This is a genomic window from Streptomyces sp. NPDC029216, assembly GCF_040648015.1.
Lineage (GTDB): Bacteria > Actinomycetota > Actinomycetes > Streptomycetales > Streptomycetaceae > Streptomyces.
The window spans coordinates 1-21871 of sequence record NZ_JBEZWL010000126.1 but is presented as its reverse complement, the minus strand read 5'-3'; the positions used below and the strand labels follow the sequence as shown (position 1 = coordinate 21871).

Annotated in this window: 18 protein-coding genes; 9 read left to right on the top strand and 9 right to left on the bottom strand. The window is 75.0% G+C overall.

The window, feature by feature from the left end; translation table 11 throughout:
• Positions 1 to 1512: apolipoprotein N-acyltransferase (gene lnt / locus AB0F18_RS31045; RefSeq protein ID WP_362066644.1), on the top strand; the 1512-nt coding region annotated here is incomplete at its 5' end.
• 9 nt (positions 1513 to 1521) lie between these two features.
• A complete protein-coding gene (locus AB0F18_RS31040; protein ID WP_362066642.1) occupies positions 1522 to 2028 on the top strand; it encodes an NUDIX domain-containing protein in 507 nt (168 codons plus the stop codon).
• On the opposite strand, the gene AB0F18_RS31035 is transcribed toward AB0F18_RS31040, so the two are convergent.
• Positions 2025 to 2807 carry a serine protease gene (locus AB0F18_RS31035; protein WP_362066640.1) on the bottom strand — a complete coding sequence of 261 codons (783 nt, stop codon included), beginning with the start codon at positions 2805 to 2807 and terminating at the stop codon, positions 2025 to 2027. The genes AB0F18_RS31040 and AB0F18_RS31035 overlap by 4 nt on opposite strands.
• Before the next feature lie 258 nt (positions 2808 to 3065).
• Here AB0F18_RS31035 and AB0F18_RS31030 point away from each other — a divergent pair, with 258 nt between their 5' ends.
• The gene (locus AB0F18_RS31030; RefSeq protein WP_362066638.1) at positions 3066 to 4352 is read left to right on the top strand and encodes a bifunctional GNAT family N-acetyltransferase/ATP-binding protein; all 1287 of its coding nucleotides are present in this window, start codon (positions 3066 to 3068) and stop codon (positions 4350 to 4352) included.
• Between the two features lie 132 nt (positions 4353 to 4484).
• Here AB0F18_RS31030 and AB0F18_RS31025 read toward each other — a convergent pair whose 3' ends face one another.
• From AB0F18_RS31025 to AB0F18_RS31005, 5 genes are all read right to left on the bottom strand, one after another.
• Positions 4485 to 5087, bottom strand: a complete 603-nt coding sequence (locus AB0F18_RS31025; protein ID WP_362066636.1) for a hypothetical protein — start codon at positions 5085 to 5087, stop codon at positions 4485 to 4487.
• Complete coding sequence (locus AB0F18_RS31020; protein WP_362066634.1) at positions 5084 to 6700, bottom strand: serine/threonine-protein kinase; 1617 nt, start codon at positions 6698 to 6700, stop codon at positions 5084 to 5086. The genes AB0F18_RS31025 and AB0F18_RS31020 overlap by 4 nt, the downstream gene beginning before the upstream one ends.
• Before the next feature lie 201 nt (positions 6701 to 6901).
• Positions 6902 to 8158 (bottom strand): Tm-1-like ATP-binding domain-containing protein, encoded by a 1257-nt coding sequence (locus tag AB0F18_RS31015; RefSeq protein ID WP_362066646.1) that lies wholly within the window; start codon positions 8156 to 8158, stop codon positions 6902 to 6904.
• A gap of 48 nt (positions 8159 to 8206) precedes the next feature.
• Positions 8207 to 8710, bottom strand: a complete 504-nt coding sequence (locus AB0F18_RS31010; protein WP_362066632.1) for an NUDIX domain-containing protein — start codon at positions 8708 to 8710, stop codon at positions 8207 to 8209.
• A gap of 57 nt (positions 8711 to 8767) precedes the next feature.
• Positions 8768 to 9817 (bottom strand): cation diffusion facilitator family transporter, encoded by a 1050-nt coding sequence (locus AB0F18_RS31005; RefSeq protein WP_362066630.1) that lies wholly within the window; start codon positions 9815 to 9817, stop codon positions 8768 to 8770.
• Positions 9818 to 9969: 152 nt separating this feature from the next.
• Between AB0F18_RS31005 and AB0F18_RS31000 the strand changes: the two genes are divergently transcribed.
• The 3 genes from AB0F18_RS31000 to AB0F18_RS30990 are packed head-to-tail and all read left to right on the top strand — an operon-like array spanning position 9970 to position 13990.
• On the top strand, positions 9970 to 12360 hold the full coding sequence (locus AB0F18_RS31000) for an FHA domain-containing protein (protein ID WP_362066628.1): 2391 nt from the start codon (positions 9970 to 9972) through the stop codon (positions 12358 to 12360).
• Positions 12357 to 12989, top strand: coding sequence for a hypothetical protein (locus AB0F18_RS30995; RefSeq protein ID WP_362066626.1), 633 nt, complete (start codon positions 12357 to 12359; stop codon positions 12987 to 12989). Before AB0F18_RS31000 ends, AB0F18_RS30995 begins: the two co-directional genes overlap by 4 nt.
• Positions 12989 to 13990, top strand: coding sequence for a serine/threonine-protein kinase (locus AB0F18_RS30990; protein WP_362066624.1), 1002 nt, complete (start codon positions 12989 to 12991; stop codon positions 13988 to 13990). Before AB0F18_RS30995 ends, AB0F18_RS30990 begins: the two co-directional genes overlap by 1 nt.
• A gap of 103 nt (positions 13991 to 14093) precedes the next feature.
• Here the strand turns inward: AB0F18_RS30990 and AB0F18_RS30985 are convergent, their stop codons facing one another.
• Positions 14094 to 15359 carry a streptophobe family protein gene (locus AB0F18_RS30985; protein WP_362066622.1) on the bottom strand — a complete coding sequence of 422 codons (1266 nt, stop codon included), beginning with the start codon at positions 15357 to 15359 and terminating at the stop codon, positions 14094 to 14096.
• Between the two features lie 341 nt (positions 15360 to 15700).
• On the opposite strand from AB0F18_RS30985, the gene AB0F18_RS30980 reads away from it, so the two are divergent.
• Positions 15701 to 16807: a DUF6777 domain-containing protein gene (locus tag AB0F18_RS30980; protein ID WP_362066620.1), complete on the top strand. Its 1107-nt coding sequence runs from the start codon at positions 15701 to 15703 to the stop codon at positions 16805 to 16807.
• Positions 16808 to 16822: 15 nt separating this feature from the next.
• On the opposite strand, the gene AB0F18_RS30975 is transcribed toward AB0F18_RS30980, so the two are convergent.
• Positions 16823 to 17296: a hypothetical protein gene (locus tag AB0F18_RS30975; RefSeq protein ID WP_362066618.1), complete on the bottom strand. Its 474-nt coding sequence runs from the start codon at positions 17294 to 17296 to the stop codon at positions 16823 to 16825.
• 134 nt (positions 17297 to 17430) lie between these two features.
• Between AB0F18_RS30975 and AB0F18_RS30970 the strand changes: the two genes are divergently transcribed.
• Positions 17431 to 19497 (top strand): SpoIIE family protein phosphatase, encoded by a 2067-nt coding sequence (locus AB0F18_RS30970; protein ID WP_362066616.1) that lies wholly within the window; start codon positions 17431 to 17433, stop codon positions 19495 to 19497.
• A gap of 10 nt (positions 19498 to 19507) precedes the next feature.
• On the opposite strand, the gene AB0F18_RS30965 is transcribed toward AB0F18_RS30970, so the two are convergent.
• On the bottom strand, positions 19508 to 20236 hold the full coding sequence (locus AB0F18_RS30965; RefSeq protein ID WP_362066614.1) for a DUF4328 domain-containing protein: 729 nt from the start codon (positions 20234 to 20236) through the stop codon (positions 19508 to 19510).
• Positions 20237 to 20448: 212 nt separating this feature from the next.
• Here AB0F18_RS30965 and AB0F18_RS30960 point away from each other — a divergent pair.
• Positions 20449 to 21871, top strand: a 1423-nt coding sequence (locus tag AB0F18_RS30960; protein WP_362066613.1) for a phosphodiester glycosidase family protein, incomplete at its 3' end; no start/stop codon positions are given.

The window sequence follows — 21871 nt, the reverse complement described above, 5'->3', positions numbered from 1 at the left end:
GGCCGGCTGGCGCGCCCCGCCCTGGCCGCCCTCGCCGGAGTGCTGCTCTACCTCAGCTTCCCGCCCCGCACCCTGTGGTGGCTGGCCCCCCTCGCCCTCGCCCTGCTGGCCGGCTGCCTGCGCGGCCGCCGCGCCCGGGCCGGCTTCGGGCTCGGCTTCCTCTTCGGGCTCGGCTACCTGCTGCCGCTGCTCGTCTGGACCAGCGAGGGCGTCGGCCCGGTGCCCTGGCTGGCCCTCGTCACCCTGGAGTCCCTCCTCATCGGCCTCGCCGGCCTGGGCATCGCCCTCGTCAGCCGGCTGCCCGCCGCGCCGGTGTGGTCGGCGGCCGTCTGGGTCGCGGTCGAGGCCCTGCGCGCCCGGGCCCCCTTCGGCGGGTTCTCCTGGGGCAGGCTCGCCTACGGGCAGGCCGACGGGATCCTCGTACCGCTCGCCGCCGTCGGCGGCACCCCGCTGCTCTCCTTCGCCGTCGCCCTGTGCGGGTTCGGCCTGTACGGGGCCGCGCGCACCGTCCGCCGGCAGCCGGCCCGGACCGCCGCCGCCCTCGCCGCCCTCACCGTGGTCGCCCCGGTCGGCGCGGCCCTCGCGGCCCGTCCGCTGGTCTCCGACGCCGCCGAGGACGGCACCGCCGTGGCCGCCGTCATCCAGGGCAACGTGCCCCGCGCGGGCTTCGACTTCAACGCCCAGCGCCGTCAGGTCCTCGACAACCACGCCAACCGCACCATCCAGCTCGCCCGGGACGTCCGGGCCGGCCGGGTCCCGAAGCCCGACTTCGTGCTGTGGCCGGAGAACTCCTCCGACATCGACCCGTTCATCGAGCCCGACGCCCACGCCGTCATCGACAACGCGGTCAAGGCCGTCGGCGTGCCCACGGCGATCGGCTCGGTCCTCGCCCCCGAGACCGGACCGCTGCGCAACACGATGATCCTGTGGGACCCGGCCAAGGGCCCCGTCGCCACCTACGACAAGCGCAAGATCCAGCCCTTCGGCGAGCGCATCCCGATGCGCTCCTTCGTCCGGCTGTTCAGCTCCGACGTGGACCGGGTCCGCCGCGACTTCGGCCCCGGCAAGGAGCCCGGGGTCTTCGACATGGCCGGCACCCGCGTCGGCATGGTCACCTGCTACGAGGCCGCCTTCGACGACGCCGTGCGCTCCACCGTCCAGGCCGGCGCCCAGATCATCGCCGTCCCCAGCAACAACGCCACCTTCGGCCGTACCGAGATGACCTACCAGCAGCTGGCCATGGACCGGATCCGCGCCGTCGAGCACAGCCGCAGCGTCCTCGTCCCCGTCACCAGCGGCGTCAGCGCGGTCATCCGGCCCGACGGCACGGTGGTCCGGCAGACGAAGATGTTCACCGCCGACGCGCTCGTCGACGAGATCCCGCTGCGCTCCACCGAGACCCCGGCCACCCGGCTGGGCCCGCTGCCCGAGTACGCGCTGACCCTGATCGCCGCCGGCGGCCTCGGGATGGTCCTGGCCCGCCGGATCCGCGCCCGCCGCGCGACCCCGTAGGGTCGGCGCATGAGCACACCCGAGTTCATCCGCGAGATCCGGGCCGCCGGCGCCGGCCACCGGCTGCTCCTGCTGCCCGGGGTCACCGCCGTCGTCTTCGACGACGAGGGCCGGGTGCTGCTCGGGCGCCGGGCCGACACCGGCCGCTGGTCGGTCGTCGGCGGGATCGCCGAGCCGGGCGAGCAGCCCGCCGACACGGCCGTGCGCGAGGTGTACGAGGAGACGGCGGTGCGGTGCGTCCCCGAACGGGTCGTCCTCGTCCAGATGCTCGAACCCGTCACCTACGCCAACGGCGACGCCTGCCAGTACCAGGACATCACCTTCCGCTGCCGCGCGACCGGCGGCGAGGCCCGCGCGGCCGACGGGGAACTGCTGGAGGTGGCCTGGTTCCACCCGGACGGCCTGCCGCCCCTGGAGCCCTTCGCCCTGCACCGCATCCACCGCTCCCTGGCCGGGGAACCGACCTGGTTCGAGGCCCCGCAGGCCTGGTGCGAGGCCCCGGAGGGGACCGCCTAGCGCACGGCCTCCGCCGCCTCGCGGTACAGGGCCAGCGCCTCGTCGCCCATCACCGCGCTGTACGACACCTCCGGGACGCTGCCGCCGCCCTCGTACCCGCCGAGGACCCCGGCCAGCGCACCGCCCGCCAGCCACGGGCTGCCGCTGGTGCCGCCGCTCAGGTCGGGGCAGTCGATCCGGCGCTGGGTCGGCGAGAACAGGCCCGTCGCGTTGGAGCAGCTCAGCGGGGCGTCCAGGATGCTCGGATAGCCGAGCACGGTCACCGTCACGTCGCCGGGCTGCGCGGCGGCCACCGGGAAGGCGCCGACCACGTCCTCCACGGCCCCGGTCCGTCCGTCGCCGTCCGGCGCGACCGTCGCGAAGGCGATGTCGTCGTCGGGGTCCCGGCCGTCCGCCCAGCCCGGGGCCACGTACGCGCGGGTCAGCCGCCACAGCCCGTACGGGGCCTCGCCGTCCCGGTATCCGGGGGCGAAGACGGTGGTGTCCGGATACCCCAGGCAGTGCGCGGCGGTGGCGATCAGGTCACGGCCCGCGCTGCGGACCACGGACGCGGTGCAGAAGTGCCCCCCGTCGGGCCCGCCCGCGAACAGCGCCCCGACCCGCCCGGCCACCGCGTCGGCCGGAGCCTCGGCGCTCACCCCGAGCGGGGACGCGGCCCCGGCCTCGGGCAGGTCCAGGCTGAGCAGGGCGCCCATCGCGCACACCGCGAGCAGGATCCGTGACGCCCGCCGGGCACGGGGACGGCCGGCCGCCTTGTGGGGGAGGATGCGTTGGATCATGCATCCGAGCCTTCCCGGGGAAACTGTGGCCCCGGCACGGAATTGCGTATGAATCAGCTGTGAATACCGGAGTCCGGTACGCACCTGTCGGAAGTCATGAACGGACCCGGGTCCGCGGGGCGGCGCTTCGGCGGAAGCTCTCAGTCTATGGACGCCGCGGACGGTTTCCCGGCCCCCTGTTGTGCACGGCGGTGCGTGAGCGGCGGGCCCGCCCGCCCCTAGCCTCGCCGCAGGAGCACGAACGAGGGGCGGTACCCGGTGAACTGGCTCATCCACGACTACCGCGAGGGCGACCTCGCGGCCGTCGTCCATCTGATCGACACGACGGCCGAACTCGGCCAGGAGTCGGTCTTCTCGCTCGCCGAGTGCATCAGCGCGCTGACCGACCGGCAGCCCTGCGTGGTCGCCGTCCACCAGGGCGTCCCCATCGGCGCGGCCCTCGCCTGCGTGACCGGCGAGCGGGCCTGGGTGATGCGGATCGCCATCGCCGCCGGATGGCGCGGCCGCGGCCTCGCCAGTGCCCTGCTCGTCGAGCTGGAGCGGCGCCTGATCGCCGCCCGCGTCGGCCGGATCGCGTACGTCCTGCCCGAGGAGGACCTGCTCGGCGAGGGCCTCCTCAACGCCGGCTACACCCGCCAGCCCGCCGTCGCCTACTTCGAGAAGACCGAGCCGCTGCACGGTCCGGCGGCCGGCCTCCTCGACGACCTCGGCGGCCGGTTCCTGCCCAACGACCTGTGGGCCAAGGTCGCCGGCATGGAGAAGGAGAAGGAGCTCATCGAGCGCCGCGTGGTGCTGCCGCTCGCCGAACCCGAACGGGCCGCCGCGCACGGGGTGCGCCCGCCGCGCGCCATCACCCTCTTCGGGCCGCCCGGCACCGGCAAGACCACCTTCGCGCGGGCCATCGCCTCCCGGCTGGGCTGGCCCTTCGTGGAACTGCTGCCCTCCCGCCTCGCCGACGGCGGGAACCTGGCCGCCGCCCTGCGCCACGCCTTCGCCCGGATCGCCGAGCTGGAACGGGTGCTGGTCTTCATCGACGAGGTCGAGGAGATCGCGCCCGTGCGCACCGAGCCCGCGCAGCCCGGCGGCGCCCACGGCGTGACCAACGAGCTGCTCAAGCTGATACCCGGCTTCCGGGAGGGCGACGAGCGGCTGCTGGTCTGCGCGACCAACTCCATCCGCTCCCTCGACCCGGCCTTCCTGCGGCCGGGCCGCTTCGACTACCTGATCCCGATCGGCACCCCCGACGCCGGGGCCCGCGCCGCGATCTGGTCCCGCTACACGGCCGGTCGCACGGACGTGGACGTGGCCGCCCTGGTGGCGGCGACCGAACTGTTCACCCCGGCCGACATCGAGCACGCGGCCCGGACCGCCGCCCAGGTGTCCTTCGAACGGGACCTTGAGTCGGTCGGCGCCCGGGGCGCGGCGGCCCAGCCCGGGGCGACCACGGCCGACTACCTGGCGGCCGTCGCCCAGTGCCGCCCGACGGTGACCCCCGCGATGACCGGGGAGTTCGAGGCCGACATCACCGCCCACGCGCGGTTCTGAGACTCCGTCCCCCGGTTGCGGCGGGGGACGGGAACGTGAAACGGCCCGCGGCTGCTCCCCAAAGCGGCCGCGGGCCTTCCGCGCGGGCCGAAGGAACCTCGATGCCGGCCGCGCCGTGACCGGACGGCCGCGTCAGCGCGGGCAGGCGTACGTGAACTCCGTCGCCGCCGTCCCCCCGGCGGGGGAGAGCAGCTGCAGTTCCGCCCGGGCCGGGTAGCTGCCGGTGCCCCTGAAGGTCCACATCAGGTGGAGGGTGGCCTCGCGGCGGCCGGCGGGGACGCGCTCGGTCAGCTCCTCCGAGCGGGTGCCGTCGCTGCGGACCCAGCGGTAGGTCAGGGTCCCGGCGCGCCCGTTGGTCCGTACGACGCCCACCACGTCGGCCGCCGCGTCGCAGCCCGGCCCCCGCGGGTCGGCGCTCACCGCCACCTCGCGCACCTCGATGCCCGGCCCGAACCGCTGCCAGCCCAGGTACGCGAGCACCCCGGCCAGCACCACGGCGGCGAGCGTGTACCGGCGCCAGCCGCCGCCCCGCCGCCCGGGCGGCGCGGGAGCGGGCCCGGCCTGTACGGGGAAGGGCGCGGGCAGGGCCGCCGTCACGCCGGGGCCGAAGCGCAGCACCGCGCCCTCGACCCGGTCGGGGGCGGCGTCGGCCGGGGGCGGCGGGCCGCTGAACCAGTGGCTGCCGAGGACGGTGGCGCTGTAGTCGTCGTCCTGCGGGGCGTGCGGGTCGCTCATCGTGGGGGCTCCAGGTCCGTGCAGCGCGCCAGCAGCTGGGAGTCGGAGGCTGTGCCGTTGGCCGCGGCGGGCTTCGTGGTGACCCGGACGCCGGCGTAGCAGCCCCGGCCGCGCGGGAAGGTGTGGGACTGGACGAGCGTGGTCGGCGCGCCCGCCCGGACCACGACCGTGTCGGTTCCGTCGGGGACCGTGTAGGAGCCCTGCGCGTCGCCCAGGAACCACTGGAGGACGACGGTGACCGGCCCGCTGCCCTGGGTGGACAGGGAGACGGCGGCGTCCGCCCGGTACGCCCCGGGCTTGAGCGAGACGTCGAGCTCGGTCACCCGCAGGGTCGGCGTGGGCGTCGGCGTGGGCGACCAGGTGAACGTCGGCCGCGGGGTCGGGCTCCAGGACGGGCTGGTGCCGGTGGAGGGCCAGGCCGTGGGCGTCGGTGTCGGAGCCGGCGACGGGGACGCCGAGGCGGACGGCGACGGGCTGCCCGAGGGCGACGGCGAGGGGGAGCCGGAGGGAGCCGTCTGCGAGGGGCCGGGCGTCGGCGGCGACGGCGCGCCGGGGCTCGTGGTGGCGAAGTCACTGAGGGCCGAGGACCCCGGCGGCGTACCGCCGGCCGCGTCCGTGGTGAACACCAGCACCGCCCCCAGCACCAGCGACAGCCCCGTCGCCAGCCAGCCGCCGCGCCCCGGGGCCCAGCCGGAGCCGATCGAGGTGGTGGCCACCGCCGTGGTGCCGGCCGCCGCGCCGCCCGCCGACGGGAACAGCAGCGGCAGCAGGGCCGCCAGCGCGGCCAGCTTGCGCTGCCCGCGCTCCTCCCACCGCGGCCCGTACGCGGCCACCGCCACGGCCTCCAGCTCCGCGACGAAGGCCTCGGCGTTCTCGGGCCGCTGCTCCGGCCGCTTGGCCAGGCCCCGCCGGATCAGCGGCCGTACGGGCTCGGGTGCTTCGGTCTCCGGCACCGGCGCCTCGATGTGCTGGACGGCGAGCTCGGCGAAGTTCGCGCCGTCGTAGGGCTTGCGGCCGGTCAGGCACTCGAAGAAGGTCGCGGTGGCCGCGTACACGTCGGCCGTCGGGGAGGCCGGCCGGCCCTGCCACTGCTCGGGGGCCATGTAGGCGGGCGTGCCCGCCACGCCGGGGGTGGTGCCGCGGTTCGCCGCGATCCCGAAGTCCACCAGCTTGGAGGAACCGTTCGCCGCGACCAGCACGTTCTCCGGCTTGTAGTCGCGGTGGACCACACCGGCCCGGTGGGCGGCGGCCAGCCCGAGCAGGGACCCCTTGAGGACCACCAGCGCGGCCTCGGCGTCCGTGCGCCCGGACTCCAGCAGGACGGCGCGCAGCGAGATCCCGTCGATGAGCTCCATGACGATCGCGGCACCGTCCGGCGCCTCTACGTACTCGTAGAAGCCCGTCACGTACGGGGAGACCAGGCCGCCCAGCAGCCGGGCCTCGGCCCGGAACTCCCGGACGAAGGCCGGGTCCTCGCGCATCCGGTCGCTGAGGTACTTCACGGCGACCGCCGTGCCGGTGGCGTCGTGGACCGCGAGCACGACCCGGCCGCTGCCGCCCGAGCCGAGCTCGCGGACCTCGGTGTACCCGGGTACCGTCCAGCCGTTGCTCATCCCCGCCCCCCTCCGTGGCGTCACCGGCTCCTCCCAGAGCCGGACCGGTCGATTCCGACCGGCCACACCCATGGACACCATTGAGCCACGGCCGGTTCCCGACCATCGGGCCCGTCCGGTCCTTGGACGTGCCACGGTCGACAGCGGTCGGAAACCGGCTGGGAAGCGGTCAAAAGGTGGAAAGGGAGCGGTCGGTGACGGTCACGCCGCGGCCGACACCGCGCCGATCATGCTGTGCAGCCGGTCGGCCGCCGCCCGCCCGAAGGCCGGGTCGTTGATGTGGGTGTCGTAGTCGTAGAGCCGTGCGGCGCTGCCCCGCAGACCCTCGCGCAGCGCCGAGATCAGGGCCCCGTCCGCGTCCGGATCGTGGTACGGGCCCCCCGGTGCGCCCAGCGTGGACAGCCCCTGCAGCGGCACGCAGACCGCCGTCGGCCCGGTCGCCGCGCGCAGCTTGGCGGCCACCCGCCGCCCGAGCTCCGCGCACTCGGACTGGGTCGTACGGATCACCGTGATCGAGGGGTTGTGGACCCGCACCCGCCGGTACCGGGCCCGCTCGGGCAGGGTCTCCAGCGGCCCGAACTTCACCATGTCCAGCGCCCCCAGGCTCACCACCTGCGGGATCCCGGCCCGCCCGGCCGCGCTGAGCCGGTCGGGGCCGGCGGTGAGGATGCCGCCGCACAGGTCGTCGGCGAGCTCGCTCAGCGTCAGGTCCAGTACGCCCGCGAAGACCCCCTGACCGGCCAGCTTCTCCAGGGTGCGGCCGCCCGTACCGCTGACGTGGAAGACCAGCACCTCGTAGCCGAGCTCGGTCAGCCGCTCCCGGGCGGCGTCCACGCCCGCAGTGGTCACCCCCGCCATGCTCGCCGCGACCAGGGGCCGCGACCCCGAGCCGAGCCGGGCCGGACGGCTGCGGTCCAGGGAGGAGCGCGCGAAGCCCTTGGCCATGCCGGCGATCGCCTCCGCCGCGTTCGCCAGCACCGGGGCCGAGATGCTGTTGATCCCGGCGATGTCCACCACGCTGTACATCATGGTGATGTCCGAGGAGCCCACGTACGGGGACACGTCCCCCGAGGCCATCGACGAGACCATCACCTTCGGCACGCCCAGGGGCAGGGCCCGCATCGCCCGGGTCGCGATGGACGTGCCCCCGCTGCCCCCGATCGCGAGCACCCCGTGCAGCCGGCCCTCGGCGTGCAGCCGTAAGAGGGTCGCCTCCGCGCCCCTGGCCATCGTGGTCACGGCCGCGCCCCGGTCGGCGGCCGTGCGCAGTTGTGCGAGTTCGGTCCCCGCGGCCCGCGCCACCTCTTCGCGCGGCACGTCCGCGGGAACCCGGGGTTCTCCCATGATCCCCGTGTCGACCAGTACCACCTCGACGCCGGCGCGCAGCAGCCTCTCGCGCAGCCAGCCGTACTCGACACCCTTGGTGTCCAGGGTTCCCACCAGCACGACGTTCGTCATATGTGCAATGTCCATGCAGGTGAGGTTTATTGGCAAGTAAAGGTCAGGTCAATCCGCCAGGAGGGTCAACAATCGCTCCAGAAAAGGGATCTGAGCGACCATCAGCTTGTTTCGGGCCATCGCGGGACTGAACCAGGCCACCCGGTCCAGCTCGGGGAACTCGTGTTCGGTCCCGGAGTGCGGCGGCCACTCCATGGTGAAGGTCCCGGGCACCATCAGCGCGGGGTCGAGGTCACCCTCCACCGCCCAGACGGTCACCAGCTTCCCGCTGCTCAGCCGGACCTCGCCCAGCGGCAGGTACTCGCCCTCCGGCGGGGGCAGCCCCAGCTCCTCGGTGAACTCCCGGCGGGCCGCGTCACGCGGGGTCTCCTCCGGCCCGTACTCGCCCTTGGGGATCGCCCAGCCCCCGGCGTCCCGGCCGGCCCACAGGGGCCCGCCCATATGGCCGAGCAGCACCTCGACGCCGCCCGCCCCGCCGCCGGCTTCCCGGCGGAACAGCAGCAGGCCGGCGCTCTGCTTGTACCTCTTCGGCTGTGTCACGGTCCCATACATGCCCCGCCCCGGCCCCGATCAGTGATCGGACCGTGGCGGGGGCGCGCGGGAGGGCGCTCAGTGCGCGTGCGGGCCCTGGCGGTGGACCGGGCCGTGCGCGTCCGCGCAGTGCGGGTCGGCGGCGTCCGGCCCCTCGCCCGCCCGGCCGACCCAGAGCAGCTCGTCCTGGACGTGGTCCACCTGGAGGGTGGTGTGCGTGATCCCGTACTCCTTCGCCAGCAGCGCCTCCAGATCGCGGCGCACGGCGTGACAGTCGCCCGCCGGCTCCACCAGCACGTGCGCCGACAGGGCCGCCTGCCCCGAGGTGATCGTCCAGATGTGCAGGTCGTGGACCTCCGTCACCGGCGGGTGCCCCGCGAGCCGGTCGCCGACCGCGTCCGGGTCCAGGTGCGCCGGAGCGGCCTCCAGGAAGATCCGGCCCGATTCGCGCACCAGCCCGTACCCCGCCTTGACCATCAGGACCACCACCACGAGCGAGGCGATCGCGTCGGCCTGCACGAAGCCGGTGGTGAGCACGATCAGACCGGCCACGGCCGTCCCGATGAAGGCGAACAGGTCGTTGAGGATGTGCTGGTAGGCGCCCTCCACCGCGAGCGAGGAGCGGTTCGCCCGCGAGATGCACCAGGCCGCGGCCACGTTCACCACGATCCCGGCCAGCGCCGTCACCAGCACCAGGCCGCCCTCGACCGGCGGCGGATCCAGCAGCCGCCGGACCGCCTCGTACGCCAGCCAGAGCGCCAGCAGCAGCAGCGTCAGGCCGTTGGCCTGGGCCGAGAGTATTTCCGCCCGCTTGAGGCCGAACGTGAACCCGCCGCGCGCCGGACGCGCCGCCAGCCGCATCGCCACCAGGGCGAGGACGATCGAGACGGCGTCCGTCAGCATGTGCGCGGCGTCGGAGATCAGCGCCAGGGAGTGGGCCAGCACGCCGATGACCACCTCGACGGCCATGAAGCCGCCGATCAGGGCGAGCGCGATCGCCAGCCAGCGGCGGTCGGCGTCCGGGTCCACGCCGTGGCTGTGCCCCGCGTGGCCGTGGCCGCCGTGGCCGTGCGCGTGCCCGGTGCCCTGCGCGGGCCCGTGGTCGTGATCGTGGTCGTGGCCGGTCATGGCGTCCCCCGGTTTGTTCGGTTCCGACGCGTGAAGTGAAGCGCACCCCGGCGCAGAGGGCAAAGGCTGCAACGGGGACCGTTGTCATTACCCATAAGACCCGCTTGACCTGCGCTTATGCCGGGATCGACGGATCGTGCGAAAATCTGGTCATGGTCCAGCGCCCCGGTGTGCCGACCGCGCCCGAACTCGTCCTGGAAACCGCCCGAGGCTCCACGGAAATGAGCCCCGGCAGGACCTATCACGTCGGACGCGACCCCCTTTGCGAGATCTGCCTCGACGACGCCCGCGTCTCCTGGCACCACGCCGTCCTACGCCCCGACGGGGACCACTGGACCGTCGAGGACGAGAACAGCACCAACGGAACCTGGGCCGCCGACGGCCACCGCGTCCACGTGGAGCACGTCGGCCCCGGCAGCGAGCTGCGCTTCGGCAACCCCCTCGACGGCCCCCGCGCCCTCCTCCTCGGCCGGACGCCGCCTCCGCCCGCCGCCCCGGTGTCCGGATCCCGCCCCACCCAGGTCGTCAACCCCTCCATGACCGGCACCTACCGCCGGCCCACCAGCGTCCGCCCGATCCCCGCGCGGACCGCCCTGCGCATCGGCCGGGACCCGGCGAACGACCTGGTCGTCAACGACCTCGTCGTCTCCCGCCGCCACGCCGAGCTGCGCGCCCTCGCCGACGGCACCTACGAGATCGTCGACCTCGGCAGTCACAACGGCACCTACCTCAACGGCGCCCCCGTCGCACGGGCCCGGATCGCCGAGGGCGACATCGTCGGCATCGGCCACTCCTCCTTCTGCCTCGTCGGCGACCAGCTCCAGGAGTACACCGACACCGGCGAGGTCTCCCTCGACGTCCAGGACCTCGGCGTCACCGTCGACCGCGGCCGCAAGACCCTCATGGACGGCGTCACCTTCCCCGTCGGCGCCAAGTGCCTGCTCGCCGTCGTGGGCCCCAGCGGCGCCGGGAAATCCACCCTCCTCGGCGCGCTCACGGGCTTGCGCCCCGCCGACACCGGATCCGTCCTCTACGACGGCCGCGACCTCTACCGCGACTACGCCGAACTGCGCAGCCGCATCGGCCTCGTGCCCCAGGACGACATCCTGCACGCCCAGCTCACCGTCCGCCGCGCCCTCGTGTACGCCGCCGAACTGCGCTTCCCGCAGGACACCAGCCGGGCCGAACGCGAGGCCCGCGTCGACGAGGTGATCCGCGAACTCGGCCTCGTCCAGCGCGCCGACCAGCCCATCCACAGCCTCTCCGGCGGCCAGCGCAAGCGGGTCTCCGTCGCCCTGGAGCTGCTCACCAAGCCCTCGCTGCTCTTCCTCGACGAACCCACCTCCGGCCTCGACCCCGGCATGGACCGCTCCGTCATGCACATGCTGCGCGGCCTCGCCGACGACGGCCGCACCGTCATCGTCGTCACCCACAGCGTGCTCAGCCTCGACGTCTGCGACCGGCTGCTGTTCCTCGCCCCCGGAGGGCGCGTGGCCTACTTCGGCCCGCCCCAGGAGGCCCTCGACTTCTTCGGCTTCGCGGAATGGCCCGAGGCCTTCGAGGTCTTCGAGAACGACCGGGACCGCGACTGGGCGGGGGCCTTCCGCGGCTCGCCGGCCCACCGGCGCTACGTCGAGCTCACCGCCCGCCGACCCGGGCCCGCGGCGGAAGCCGTGCGGATGGCCGGGGCCGCGCCGCCGGCGCCGCCGCCGAAGGCGCAGAGCTGGGGCGCCCAGCTGTCCACCCTGGTCCGCCGGTACGCCGCCGTGCTCAGCGCCGACCGCACCTTCCTCGTGATCATGGTGGCGCTGCCGTTCATGATGGGCGCCATGGCCCGCGCGCTCGCCGGGAACACCCTCACCGCCGAGACGGCCCTGAACGCCCTGCTCATCCTCACCATCGGCGGGGTGCTCACCGGCGCCGCCAACGCCGTCCGCGAACTCGTCAAGGAACGGGTGATCTACCAGCGAGAACGCGCCGTCGGGCTGTCGCGGACCGCCTACCTGATGTCGAAGGTGGTCGTGCTCGGCACCATCACCGTCGCCCAGGCGGTGGTGCTGACCCTCATCGCCCTCGCCGGAGTGGACCTGAACGCCCCGGGCGGGAAGGGCGTGCTCATGCCGCCGCTCATCGAGATCACCGTCGCCGTCGCCCTGCTGTCGTTCACCGCGATGATGCTCGGCCTGATGATCTCGGCCCTGGTCCGCAAGGAGGAGGTCACCATGCCGCTGCTGGTCCTCCTCGCCATCGTCCAGGTGGTCTTCTGCGGCACCCTGCTGAAGCTCAACGGCGTCCCCGGCCTCGAACAGGTGGCGTGGTTCGCGCCCTCCCGGTGGGCCATGGGCGCGATGGGCGCCACCATCGAGCTCGGGAAGATCGTCCCCGGCACACTCACCCAGGACCCGCTCTTCCGCCACCAGTCCGGCGGGTGGCTGCTGTGCATCGCCATGCTGCTCGTGCTGTCGGTGCTCTTCGGAGTGGCCGTGGCCAGGCTGCTGCGCCGGCAGGAGCCGGCCGTCATGCGGAAGCAGCCGCGGCGATGACCTTCACCGACCCGATCCCCGAGTTCCACCCCACCCACGTCGTGCCGCAGGAGGGGCTGCCCGCCTGGGAGGCCCCCGACGTGGCCCGGCCGACGGCGCCCCTGGACCCCTTCCTGCCCGTGCAGCTGCTCTCCCGGCGCGGCGAGTGGACCGAGATCCTGTGCGCCAACGGCTGGTCCGCCTGGGTCGACGGACGGCTGCTGGTGGCCGTCCCGCAGCCGCCCCCCACGACCGGCCGGCCCCTCACGCGGACCGAGGACCCCGGACCGCTGCTGGGCCGGGCCGCAGAGGCCCTGGAGCGCTACCGGCGCGCCGTCCGCGACCACGCCTCCGGGACGGCCGGCGGCGAGGACTTCGGGCGGGCCGTACGGGGACTGCGGGCCGGCATCGTGATCGACGGGGAGTCCGTGTGGCTCTACGACGAGACCTCGCGCCGCTGGATGTACGCGGACGGGAGCCGCATGGCCACCTACGCGGTGGTCTCCGGTCCGGGGGCCACGCCCGCACCGGCACCGGCACCGGAGCAGGCGCCGCCGCCGGAGGCGGACACCGCGGCGGGCGCACCCGTACCGGAGACGGGCCATGAGCCGACCCGCATCGTCGACCTGCCCGGGGCGGGAGGCGGGTGATGGGCCTCGCCGACTCGCTGGGCGGCCGCCCCTCCGGGCTGCTGGGCAAGAAGATCGCCGACTACCTGATCGAGAGCGAGATCGGACGCGGCGGGATGGCCGTCGTCTACCGGGCCCGCGACCTGCGGCTGGACCGGCCGGTGGCCCTGAAGCTGCTGGCCCCCGAACTCGCCCGCAACGACACCTTCCGCCAGCGCTTCGCCCACGAGTCGAAGGTGGCGGCGGCCATCGACCACCCGCACATCGTGCCCGTCTTCGAGGCGGGGGAGACGGACGGCCTCCTCTACATCGCCATGCGGTTCGTCGCCGGACAGGACCTGCGGGCCCTGCTGGACCGGACGGGCCCGCTGCCGGTGGAGACGGCCGCCCGGATCGCCGGCCAGGTCGCCTCCGCGCTCGACGCGGCCCACGACCACGACCTCGTCCACCGGGACGTCAAGCCCGGCAACATCCTCGTCGCGGACGGCACGGACAGCGAACACCCCGAGCACGTCTACCTGACGGACTTCGGACTGACGAAGAAGTCCCTGTCGCTGACCGGGTTCACCAGCGTCGGCCAGTTCGTCGGGACCCTGGACTACGTGGCGCCGGAGCAGATCGCCGGAAAGCCGGTGGACGGGCGCTGCGACGTGTACAGCCTGGGGTGCGTGGTCTACGAGATGCTCACCGGCGGGCCGCCGTTCCAGCGCGACGACGACATGGCCCTGCTGTGGGCCCACCAGTTCGACCCGCCGCCCGCGCCGTCCTCGCGGCGGCCGCAGCTGACGGCGACGGTGGACGAGGTCCTGGCCAAGGCCCTGGCTAAGTCGCCGGAGGACCGGTGGGGGAGCTGCCTGGAGTTCACCGGGGCCCTGCGCCGGGCGGGTGCTGCCGCGGCCGCCGCCCCGGTGGCCGGCGCCGTCGCCGGAGCCGCCGCTGACGCCAGGGCCCCGGCAGCTTCCGACGCACCGCCGCCTCCGCCGCCGCGGTGGGCGCTGCCGGTGTTCCGGGGGCGGGCCTGAAGCGGTGTTCCGGGAGTTCGGGGACTGGGCCTGACGCGGTGTTCCGCGGTCCTCGTCGCACGGTGTTCCGAGGGGCCTCGTTCAGCCGGTCTGCTGCGCCAGTTCAGCCGGTCTGCTGCGCCGGGGCGGGTTCGTCCACGCGGCCCGGGTGGCGCAGCGGGCGGGCCAGGAGGGCGCCGAGGAAGCCGGCCACCGCGCCCCAGAGCAGGCCGAGGCCCGTCGTACGCCACAGCGACGGGGTGAGCTCCACCGTGCCGCCGAGCCCGGAGTCGTCCCCGATGCCCAGCACGGACAGCCCGAATTGCGCCTGGACCCGCCCCAGCAGACAGACCGCCAGGGTGGCCAGCGCCAGCGCCACCGCCAGGTGCAGGGCGTGCTGCCACGGACGGACCCCCGCCGGGGAGCGTACGGCGGCCAGCACGCCCGCGCCGAGCAGCGCGACGGCGGCCACCGCGACCAGCCACCACGCCCGGCCGTCGTGCCGCGCGAGCGCGGACACATCGAGCGTGGACAGGTCCGGCCCGCGCAGCACCTGGTCCAGCAGCTGCGGCATCGGCAGCCCGAACGGCCCCTCGGCCCTGCCCTGCCAGGCGCCCCCGAAGCCCAGCGTCAGGGCGAGCCAGGCCAGGTTCGGCAGGCCGAGTAGGACCACGGCCAGGGTCCGCGTCGCGTGCCCCTGGGTGGCGGCCACCACCAGGCCGGCCACGAGGCCGAGGACCACGTACCCGACGAGCAGCACGGTGGTGGCGAACGCGGCCGGGCGCACCGCCGTGTGGAAGCGGAGCAGCCGCCCAGGCAGCGGTGCGCGGCGGGAGACCAGCAGGGCGATCAGCAACAGGCCCACGATCCACAGCAGTCCGAACAGCAGGGTGGCGGGCAGGTCCGCCCGGAAGCCCACCGTCGGGGTGGAGTCGAGGAGTTCGCCGAGGTCCTCCAGCGGGGAGTCGCCGTTGAGCAGGCGGAAGGTGTGGTGCGCGTAGAGCGCGAAGAGGGCGAGGAGGACCAGCCACAGCACCGTCGGCAGGGCGGCCCGGGCGAGCAGTTCGCGGGGCCGGGCCACCGCCCGGTGGCGCAGCGGGCGCAGGAACAGGTAACCGGTGGTCAGCGCACCGGCCAGGCTGACCGACAGGGGGAGCACGGACAGGGTCGCGTCGGCGTCGCCCAGCATCCCGGCCCCGCCCGAGATCCCGATCTCTCCGCCGGCCGCCATCACGACGACGGCGGCGACCACATGGGGGAACGCCCCGCCCGGCAGATCGGCCGCGCCGGCGCAGGCGAGCCCGGCGGCGGCCACCGCGGTCATCACCGCGAAGCCCGCCAGGACGGCGGCGAGGGCGTCACGCAACGCCCTCGCGGAAGTACTGCTCACCCTGCAACCGTGGCATCCCCGGCTTGCGGCCACCACTCGGACCGCGCACACAATGGGCGGCAAGAGTGTCAGAAATCCGGAGATGTCCGGAATTTTTCGTTTGGAGCTTGGGAAGAGGGCCCGTGACCACTCAGCCGTCCGGCGGGGAGCCGCCCCCGTTCTCCTCGCAGCCACCGCCACGGTCGTCATCGCAGCCGCCGGCGTCGGAGCGCCCCACCGGCCCCCCTTCGGGGCCGCTCTCGGGCGGGGACCGGGGGTCGACACCCCCGCCGCCCGCACCCCCCGGAGGAGGGGGTCCCGGAGGCGGCGGGGAGCCGTCCAAGGGGCCCTGGTGGCGGTCCGTGCCCCGGCTGGTGACGGCCGCGGTTGCGGTCGTGGCCGTCGCCGCCCTGGCCGTGGTCCTGACCCGGCCCGGCGGCGGGTCCTCCGGACAGGCCGCCGGCGAGGTGTTCCTCCAGCCGGCCGCCGCCTCCGGACCGGACCCCTTCACCGAGTCCACGGCCGCACGGCAGGCGACCCCGCCGCCCCAGCCCGCGACACCCAGCCCGCAGACGGCCACGGCCACCGCCACGGCCGGCGGTACGACGGGCACCCGCAGCGTCAACGGCTCCGCACCCGGCCTCTACGGCGGCACCAAGGACGTCGCCAGCTGCGACGTGGAGAAGCAGATCGCGGCGCTGTCCGGGCAGCCCGCCAAGAACAGCGCCTTCGCTTCCGCCCTCGGCATCGAACCGGCCGCCGTACCCGGCTACCTGCGCGGGCTCACCGCCGTACAGCTGCGCCTGGACACCCGGGTCACCAACCACGGCTTCCGTGACGGCGCCCCCACCGCCTACCAGGCCGTCCTCCAGGCCGGGACGGCCGTACTCGTGGACGACCGCGGGACGCCCAGGGTGCGCTGCGCCTGCGGGAACCCGCTGAGCCCGCCGGTGGCGCTGAAGGCCAACCCGAAGCGGTACGGGGAGCCGTGGGGCGCGTACGAGCCGGCGAAGGTGGTGGTCATCGCCCCGTCGCAGACCATCGTGAACGCCTTCGTCATCTACGACCACCACGACCGCCGCTGGTTCGAACGCGGGCGCGGCGCCCACCCGAAGCCCGACCGGCCCGTCCCCCCGCCACCGGTCCCCACCCCGGTGCCCACCACCTCGTCGGCCTCGTCCTCGGCACCCTCCCCGAAGCCGTCCCCGACCGGCACCGGCACGCCGACCGGGACCGGGACGCCCACCGGCCGGGAGACGGAGACCGCCACCGGGACCCCGACCGGCAGCCCCTCGCAGTCGCCGTCGGAGCGGGCCTCCGAGACGCCCTCCGAGACGCCCACCGAGACGCCGTCGGAGACCGCCACGGAGCCGTACCCGCCTACGCCGCCCCCCACGACCAGAGCCCCGGCCACGACCCCGCCCGCCCCCGCGTCCTCCTACGGCAATCCTCCGGCGAACCCCTACTAGCCCGCGGCCGGATCCCTACCGGCCCGTCGGCCCGCCCGGCACCGCAGTGGAGCCGGACGGGTCGGCGCAGACCGTGCCGGTCTCGTAGATGGTGCCGACGTCATCGGGCTCGGGCGGCTCGGTCGGGAACTCCGACGGGAGCTCCGTGGGCACCTCCGCGGTCAGGGTGGCGACCTCCACCGCCGCGCAGTAGCCGGTGCCCGGGCGGATCCCGGCGTCCACCCTCTTGACGACGGTCTTGCCCACCCCGGGTATCTCGTCGGACAGGATCACCCGCAGCGTCTCCCCGCCGCCCTGCGGACGCAGGACGAGCACGTTGCTCTTGTCATGGGGTTCGGTGTCGAGGAACGAGACCGTCACGTAGGGCGCGTCCAGCTTCAGGCTCAGCAGCTTCGACGCCGCCGAGGAGGGTGTCGCGAGACCCACCGCCAGTCCGCACGCCACGGCCGTTCCGACCGAGGTCCGGTACATCCAGCTCAGCCGCCTCATGGGAGTTTCCCTTCGCAGACAGAGGGGACGCTCCGATCGTCTGCCCGGGCGCGGACCCCGGCAAATCGCGGGCGCGCCGCCCGGGAGGAGCCCGGCGCGCTGCCGGGGACGGGGAAGAGTGAGACCCTGGCTGCATGGACCAGCGGGGAAGGATCCCGGCGGTCGACTGGCCCGCGCGGCCCGATCTGAGCCTCGCCCTCAACCGCATGGGAACCTTCGACTGGGACCTCGACGGCGGCCGCATGCACCTGGACGCCACCGCCCTCGAGGTCCTCGACCTGCGCCCGGAACAGTTCGACGGGACCCCCGACGGGCTGCGCGCCCGGATCGTCCCGGGCGACGAGGCGCGCCTGGAGCACCGCGTCGAGCAGGCGCTGCGGGACGGCCGCAGCCACTACGGGGCCTACTTCCGCACGCTCCGCCAGGACGGCGGCACCTCCTGGACCCACCTCCAGGGCCACGTCCTGCGGGACCCGGGCGGCCGCCCCCACCGGATCATCGGGATCGTCCGCGACGCCGCGCAGGACCCCGGGGAGCCCGGCGCGGCGGGGGAGCGCGACGAGGGCCGGCGCCGGATGACCGGGGTCGTCGAGCGGACCGCCGCGATCCTCGCGCACGCCCGGACCGTCAACGACGTGACCGACATCCTCAAGGACCCCGAGGGCCTCGGCCACCTCGGCGCCGTCAGCGTCATGCTCGGCATCGTCGACGGCGCCCGGATCCACCTGGTCGCCGAAGGGCAGCTGGGCGCCTACGTGCCCGAGATCGAGTACACGCGCATCGACGCCCGGCTGCCGATGAGCGAGGCCGTCCGCACCCTCCAGGCGGTCTACCTCTCCTCGCGGGAGGAGTTCCGGCTGCGCTACCCGGAGCTGTGGCCGTACATCGAGCCGCTGTCCGTGCGCAGCGGCGTCTACCTGCCGCTCATCGCCCAGGGCCGGCCCGTCGGCGCGCTCGGGCTGCTCTACACCCGCGACGGCGACTTCACCGCCGAGGAGCGCAACCTGCTCGTGGCGCTCGGCAGCGGCATCGCCCAGAGCCTCCAGCGGGCCATCCTGTTCGAGCAGGAGCACGACCTCGCGGAGGGTCTCCAGCGGGCCATGCTGCCGCGCCGCATCCCGGACGTCGCGGGAGCGCGGATCGCCGTCCGGTACCGGGCGGCCCGGATCGGGCGGGACATCGGCGGCGACTGGTACGACGTCATTCCGCTCGGCGAGGGCCGGGTCGGGGTGATGATCGGCGACGTCGAGGGCCACGACACGGACGCCGCGGCCGTCATGGGCCAACTGCGCATCGTGCTGCGCGCGTACGTCCTGGAGGGCCACACCCCGGGCACGGCGATGGCACGGGCCTCCGCCTTCCTGTCCGACCTGGCCACCGAACGCTTCGCCACCTGCACCTACGCCGAGGCGGACCTCAACACCGGGATGCTGCACCTGGTCCGGGCCGGCCACCTCGACCCGGTGGTCCGGCGCGGGGACGGCAGCTGCCACCGGATCCAGGTGGCGGGCGGGCTCCCGCTCGGGCTGCCCGCGCGCGAGCCCTCGGACACCGGCTGCGGCTACCCCGTCACCAGCATGGAGCTGCACCCCGGGGACACCCTGCTGCTCTGCACGGACGGCCTGATCGAGCGGCCCGGCGGGGACTCCGAGACCGGCATGCGGGAGTTCCTGGACGCGGCCTGCGCGGGCCCGGCCGACGTCGAGGAACTCGCCGACGTGCTGTGCGACCTCGTCGGGGACGCGGGCGGCGGGGACGACATGGCCCTGCTCGTCCTGCGCCGGCGCGGCACCCCCGCCCCGCGCGGCGGCGGCCCGCTGAGCCGCCACCTGACCCCGGGCGACACGGACGGCCCGGCCACGGCCCGGCACCTGATCCGGGCGGCGGCCGCCGCCTGGGGCGCCCGGGAGCGGGCCGACGAGATCGAACTGGCCGCCGACGAGCTGATGACCAACGCCCTCGTGCACACCGAGGGCGGCGGCCAGGTCGGTATGCGGCTGACCGCGGAGGGCCGGATCCGGATCGAGGTCGAGGACTCCAGCAGCGCCCTGCCGCGCCGCCGCGAGGCGGACGACTGGGCGGTGTCGGGCCGGGGCCTGATGCTGGTGGACCGGCTCGCCGACGGGTGGGGCGTGGAACCCCGGGGCAGCGGGAAGTGCGTGTGGTGCGAGTTCACCGTTCCCCAACCGCCGACGGGTTAGGGCCGGGGCGTCACACCCCGGCGTACGGGCCCATGGCCCGGGCGTGCTGCAGGGCCGTCAGCTTGCGGACGAAGAGGATCGCGAGGACGGCTGCGGCGGCCGTGCACAGGCCGGCGAAGGCGCTGAACCCGGAGGCGACGGCCAGTCCCTCGGGAGTGTCGACGCGCTTGTAGAGCTGCTCCACGATGGTGTCGCAGAGCGTGGAGGCGGTCCACACCAGCCACCAGGCGGTCACGGGCGCGGTGGACACCCGCCGGGAGGAGCCGTCGGGCGCGGGCTGGACGGCGGCCCTCCAGATCTGCTTCGCGATCCGGTAGGGAAGGTAGAGGTTGCCCACCGGCACGAACCAGGATCCGATGGCCCAGCCGCTCGACTGGCTGAAGCCGTCGGGGCGGAAGACCTGGCCGTTGGTGCGAACCCGGTGGAACCAGATGATGAAGACGACCCCCGTCGCCAGCAGCGACAGCGTCTGGAAGGACGCCAACACGCCGGTGAGGACGTCCGACTGCCGGAGGGCGTCGTCCCGGACCGTGACGGGATCACCGGTCAGGACCTGCGTCAGGGACCAGGTGTACGCGCCCACGCCGACCGAGAGCAGGTTCACCAGCCCGGCGATGGACAGGAGCACGGTCAGCGCGGTCGCCAGCCCCAGCGGGGAGCGCAGCACGGGAAGGTTCGGCAGCTGCGGCTGGTAGCCGGGCATCGGGGACGGCGCTGAGCCGGGCGTGCCGAAGGACATGACGGAGTACCCCCCACGGGAACGTCTGCGAAAGAAGCACGGGATGCGCAACGGGCCGGCTGAGCGCCGGGCCGGACAATGGGGGTGAACATATGTCAGCCCCGGCCCCGGCGTCCACACAGGGGCGGAGGGGTGCGAACGGCTGAACCCGCAGGTCCACGCGGTGCGCCCGGCGTCTGATGGTCGTACAGTACGGCCATCCTGCCGGGGTGATGAGCCTCCGCCCGCTGCTGCCCGCCCTGTTGAGCGCCGTCCTCGTGGCACCCGTCCCCGCGTACGCCGCGGCGGGCGGCCCCGGCGACGGCATCGAGACCGCCCGGACCACCCGGCAGCTCGCCCCCGGGATCCGCCTGGAGTCGTACGACCGGCTGGAGGGCGACCGCTGGCTGCGGATCGACGAGCTGGAGGCCGACCTCGACCCGCGCGGCGGAGTCCGGGCCGAGTACCTGGAGGCCGCGGGCGGAACCGGCCCGGTCACCCTCGCCGAAGCCGCCGCCCGGTACCGGCCCGGGCCCGGGCGGCGGGTGGTCGCCGCCGTCAACGGCGACTTCTTCGACATCCGGGGCACCGGAGCCCCCCTCGGCCCGGGCGTCGGCTCCGGGCGGCTCCTGCACTCCGCCTCGCCGGGGCCCGGCGGCGGCGCGGCCGTCGGCTTCGGCCCGGACGGCGCCGGCCGCCTCCTGCGCCTCGGCCTCGACGGGACGGTGACCCTGCCCGGCGGGCGGGCGTACCCCCTGGCCGGGTACAACGCCGCCAAGCCGCCGGCGGAGGGCTTCGCCGCCTACACCGCCGACTGGGGCGGCAAGCGGCTCCCGGCCCTCGGGTCCGGGCCGGCCGTGGAGCTGCGCGACGGGAGGGTGACCTCCGCCGGCCCCGTCCCGGGCACGCGCCCCGCCCCCGGCACCACCCTGCTGACGGCGCGGGGCACCGGCCCGGCGGCCGCGCTCGCCGCCCGGCGCGTCGGGGACGCGGTGGCCGTCACCGCCCGGCCGCTGCCCGCGTCGGGGCCGGCCCCGGTGACGGCGCTCGGCGGGCGCGGGACCCTGGTCGCCGCCGGCACCCCGCTGAACCACGGCGGCAAACCGAACAACGCCGCCGCCCCGCGCACCGCCGTCGGGCTCTCGCGGGACGGCCGGCGGCTGAGCCTGGTCACCGTCGACGGCCGCCGGCGCGACAGCGGCGGCCTCACCCTCACCGGGCTCGGCGCGCTCATGCACCGCCTCGGCGCGTACGAGGCCCTCAACCTCGACGGCGGCGGCTCCTCCACCCTGCTCGCCGCCCACCCCGGGGCGGGCGCCCTCACCGTGGAGAACGCCCCCTCCGACGGGCGGCTGCGCCCCGTGCCCAACGGCCTCGTCCTGACCGCCCCGGCCGGCCCCGGCCCGCTCGCCGGGTTCCGCGTCGAGCCGGCCGGCGGCGCCACCCGGCTCTTCCCCGGCCTGACCCGCACCCTCACCGCCACCGGCTACGACACCACCCTGGCCCCGGCCGCCGGCACCCCGCACTGGAGCACCGACCGGGGCCGCATCGGCCCGGACGGCGTCTACCGCGCCGACCGCCCGGGCCCGGCCGTGGTCCGGGTCTCCGCGGCCCCGGGGACGGCCGGCGGGGGCGCGGGCCGCCCGGGGCCCGGCG

Coding starts and splice junctions, on each gene's coding strand:
- AB0F18_RS30975 (WP_362066618.1), bottom strand. CDS start 17,296: ATGAGGCGGCTGAGCTGGATGTACCGGACCTCGGTCGGAACGGCCGTG.
- AB0F18_RS30970 (WP_362066616.1), top strand. CDS start 17,431: ATGGACCAGCGGGGAAGGATCCCGGCGGTCGACTGGCCCGCGCGGCCC.
- AB0F18_RS30965 (WP_362066614.1), bottom strand. CDS start 20,236: ATGTCCTTCGGCACGCCCGGCTCAGCGCCGTCCCCGATGCCCGGCTAC.
- AB0F18_RS31015 (WP_362066646.1), bottom strand. CDS start 8,158: ATGACGAACGTCGTGCTGGTGGGAACCCTGGACACCAAGGGTGTCGAG.
- AB0F18_RS30990 (WP_362066624.1), top strand. CDS start 12,989: ATGGGCCTCGCCGACTCGCTGGGCGGCCGCCCCTCCGGGCTGCTGGGC.
- AB0F18_RS31025 (WP_362066636.1), bottom strand. CDS start 5,087: ATGAGCGACCCGCACGCCCCGCAGGACGACGACTACAGCGCCACCGTC.
- AB0F18_RS31035 (WP_362066640.1), bottom strand. CDS start 2,807: ATGATCCAACGCATCCTCCCCCACAAGGCGGCCGGCCGTCCCCGTGCC.
- AB0F18_RS31005 (WP_362066630.1), bottom strand. CDS start 9,817: ATGACCGGCCACGACCACGATCACGACCACGGGCCCGCGCAGGGCACC.
- AB0F18_RS31010 (WP_362066632.1), bottom strand. CDS start 8,710: ATGTATGGGACCGTGACACAGCCGAAGAGGTACAAGCAGAGCGCCGGC.
- AB0F18_RS30995 (WP_362066626.1), top strand. CDS start 12,357: ATGACCTTCACCGACCCGATCCCCGAGTTCCACCCCACCCACGTCGTG.
- AB0F18_RS31000 (WP_362066628.1), top strand. CDS start 9,970: ATGGTCCAGCGCCCCGGTGTGCCGACCGCGCCCGAACTCGTCCTGGAA.
- AB0F18_RS31040 (WP_362066642.1), top strand. CDS start 1,522: ATGAGCACACCCGAGTTCATCCGCGAGATCCGGGCCGCCGGCGCCGGC.
- AB0F18_RS31020 (WP_362066634.1), bottom strand. CDS start 6,700: ATGAGCAACGGCTGGACGGTACCCGGGTACACCGAGGTCCGCGAGCTC.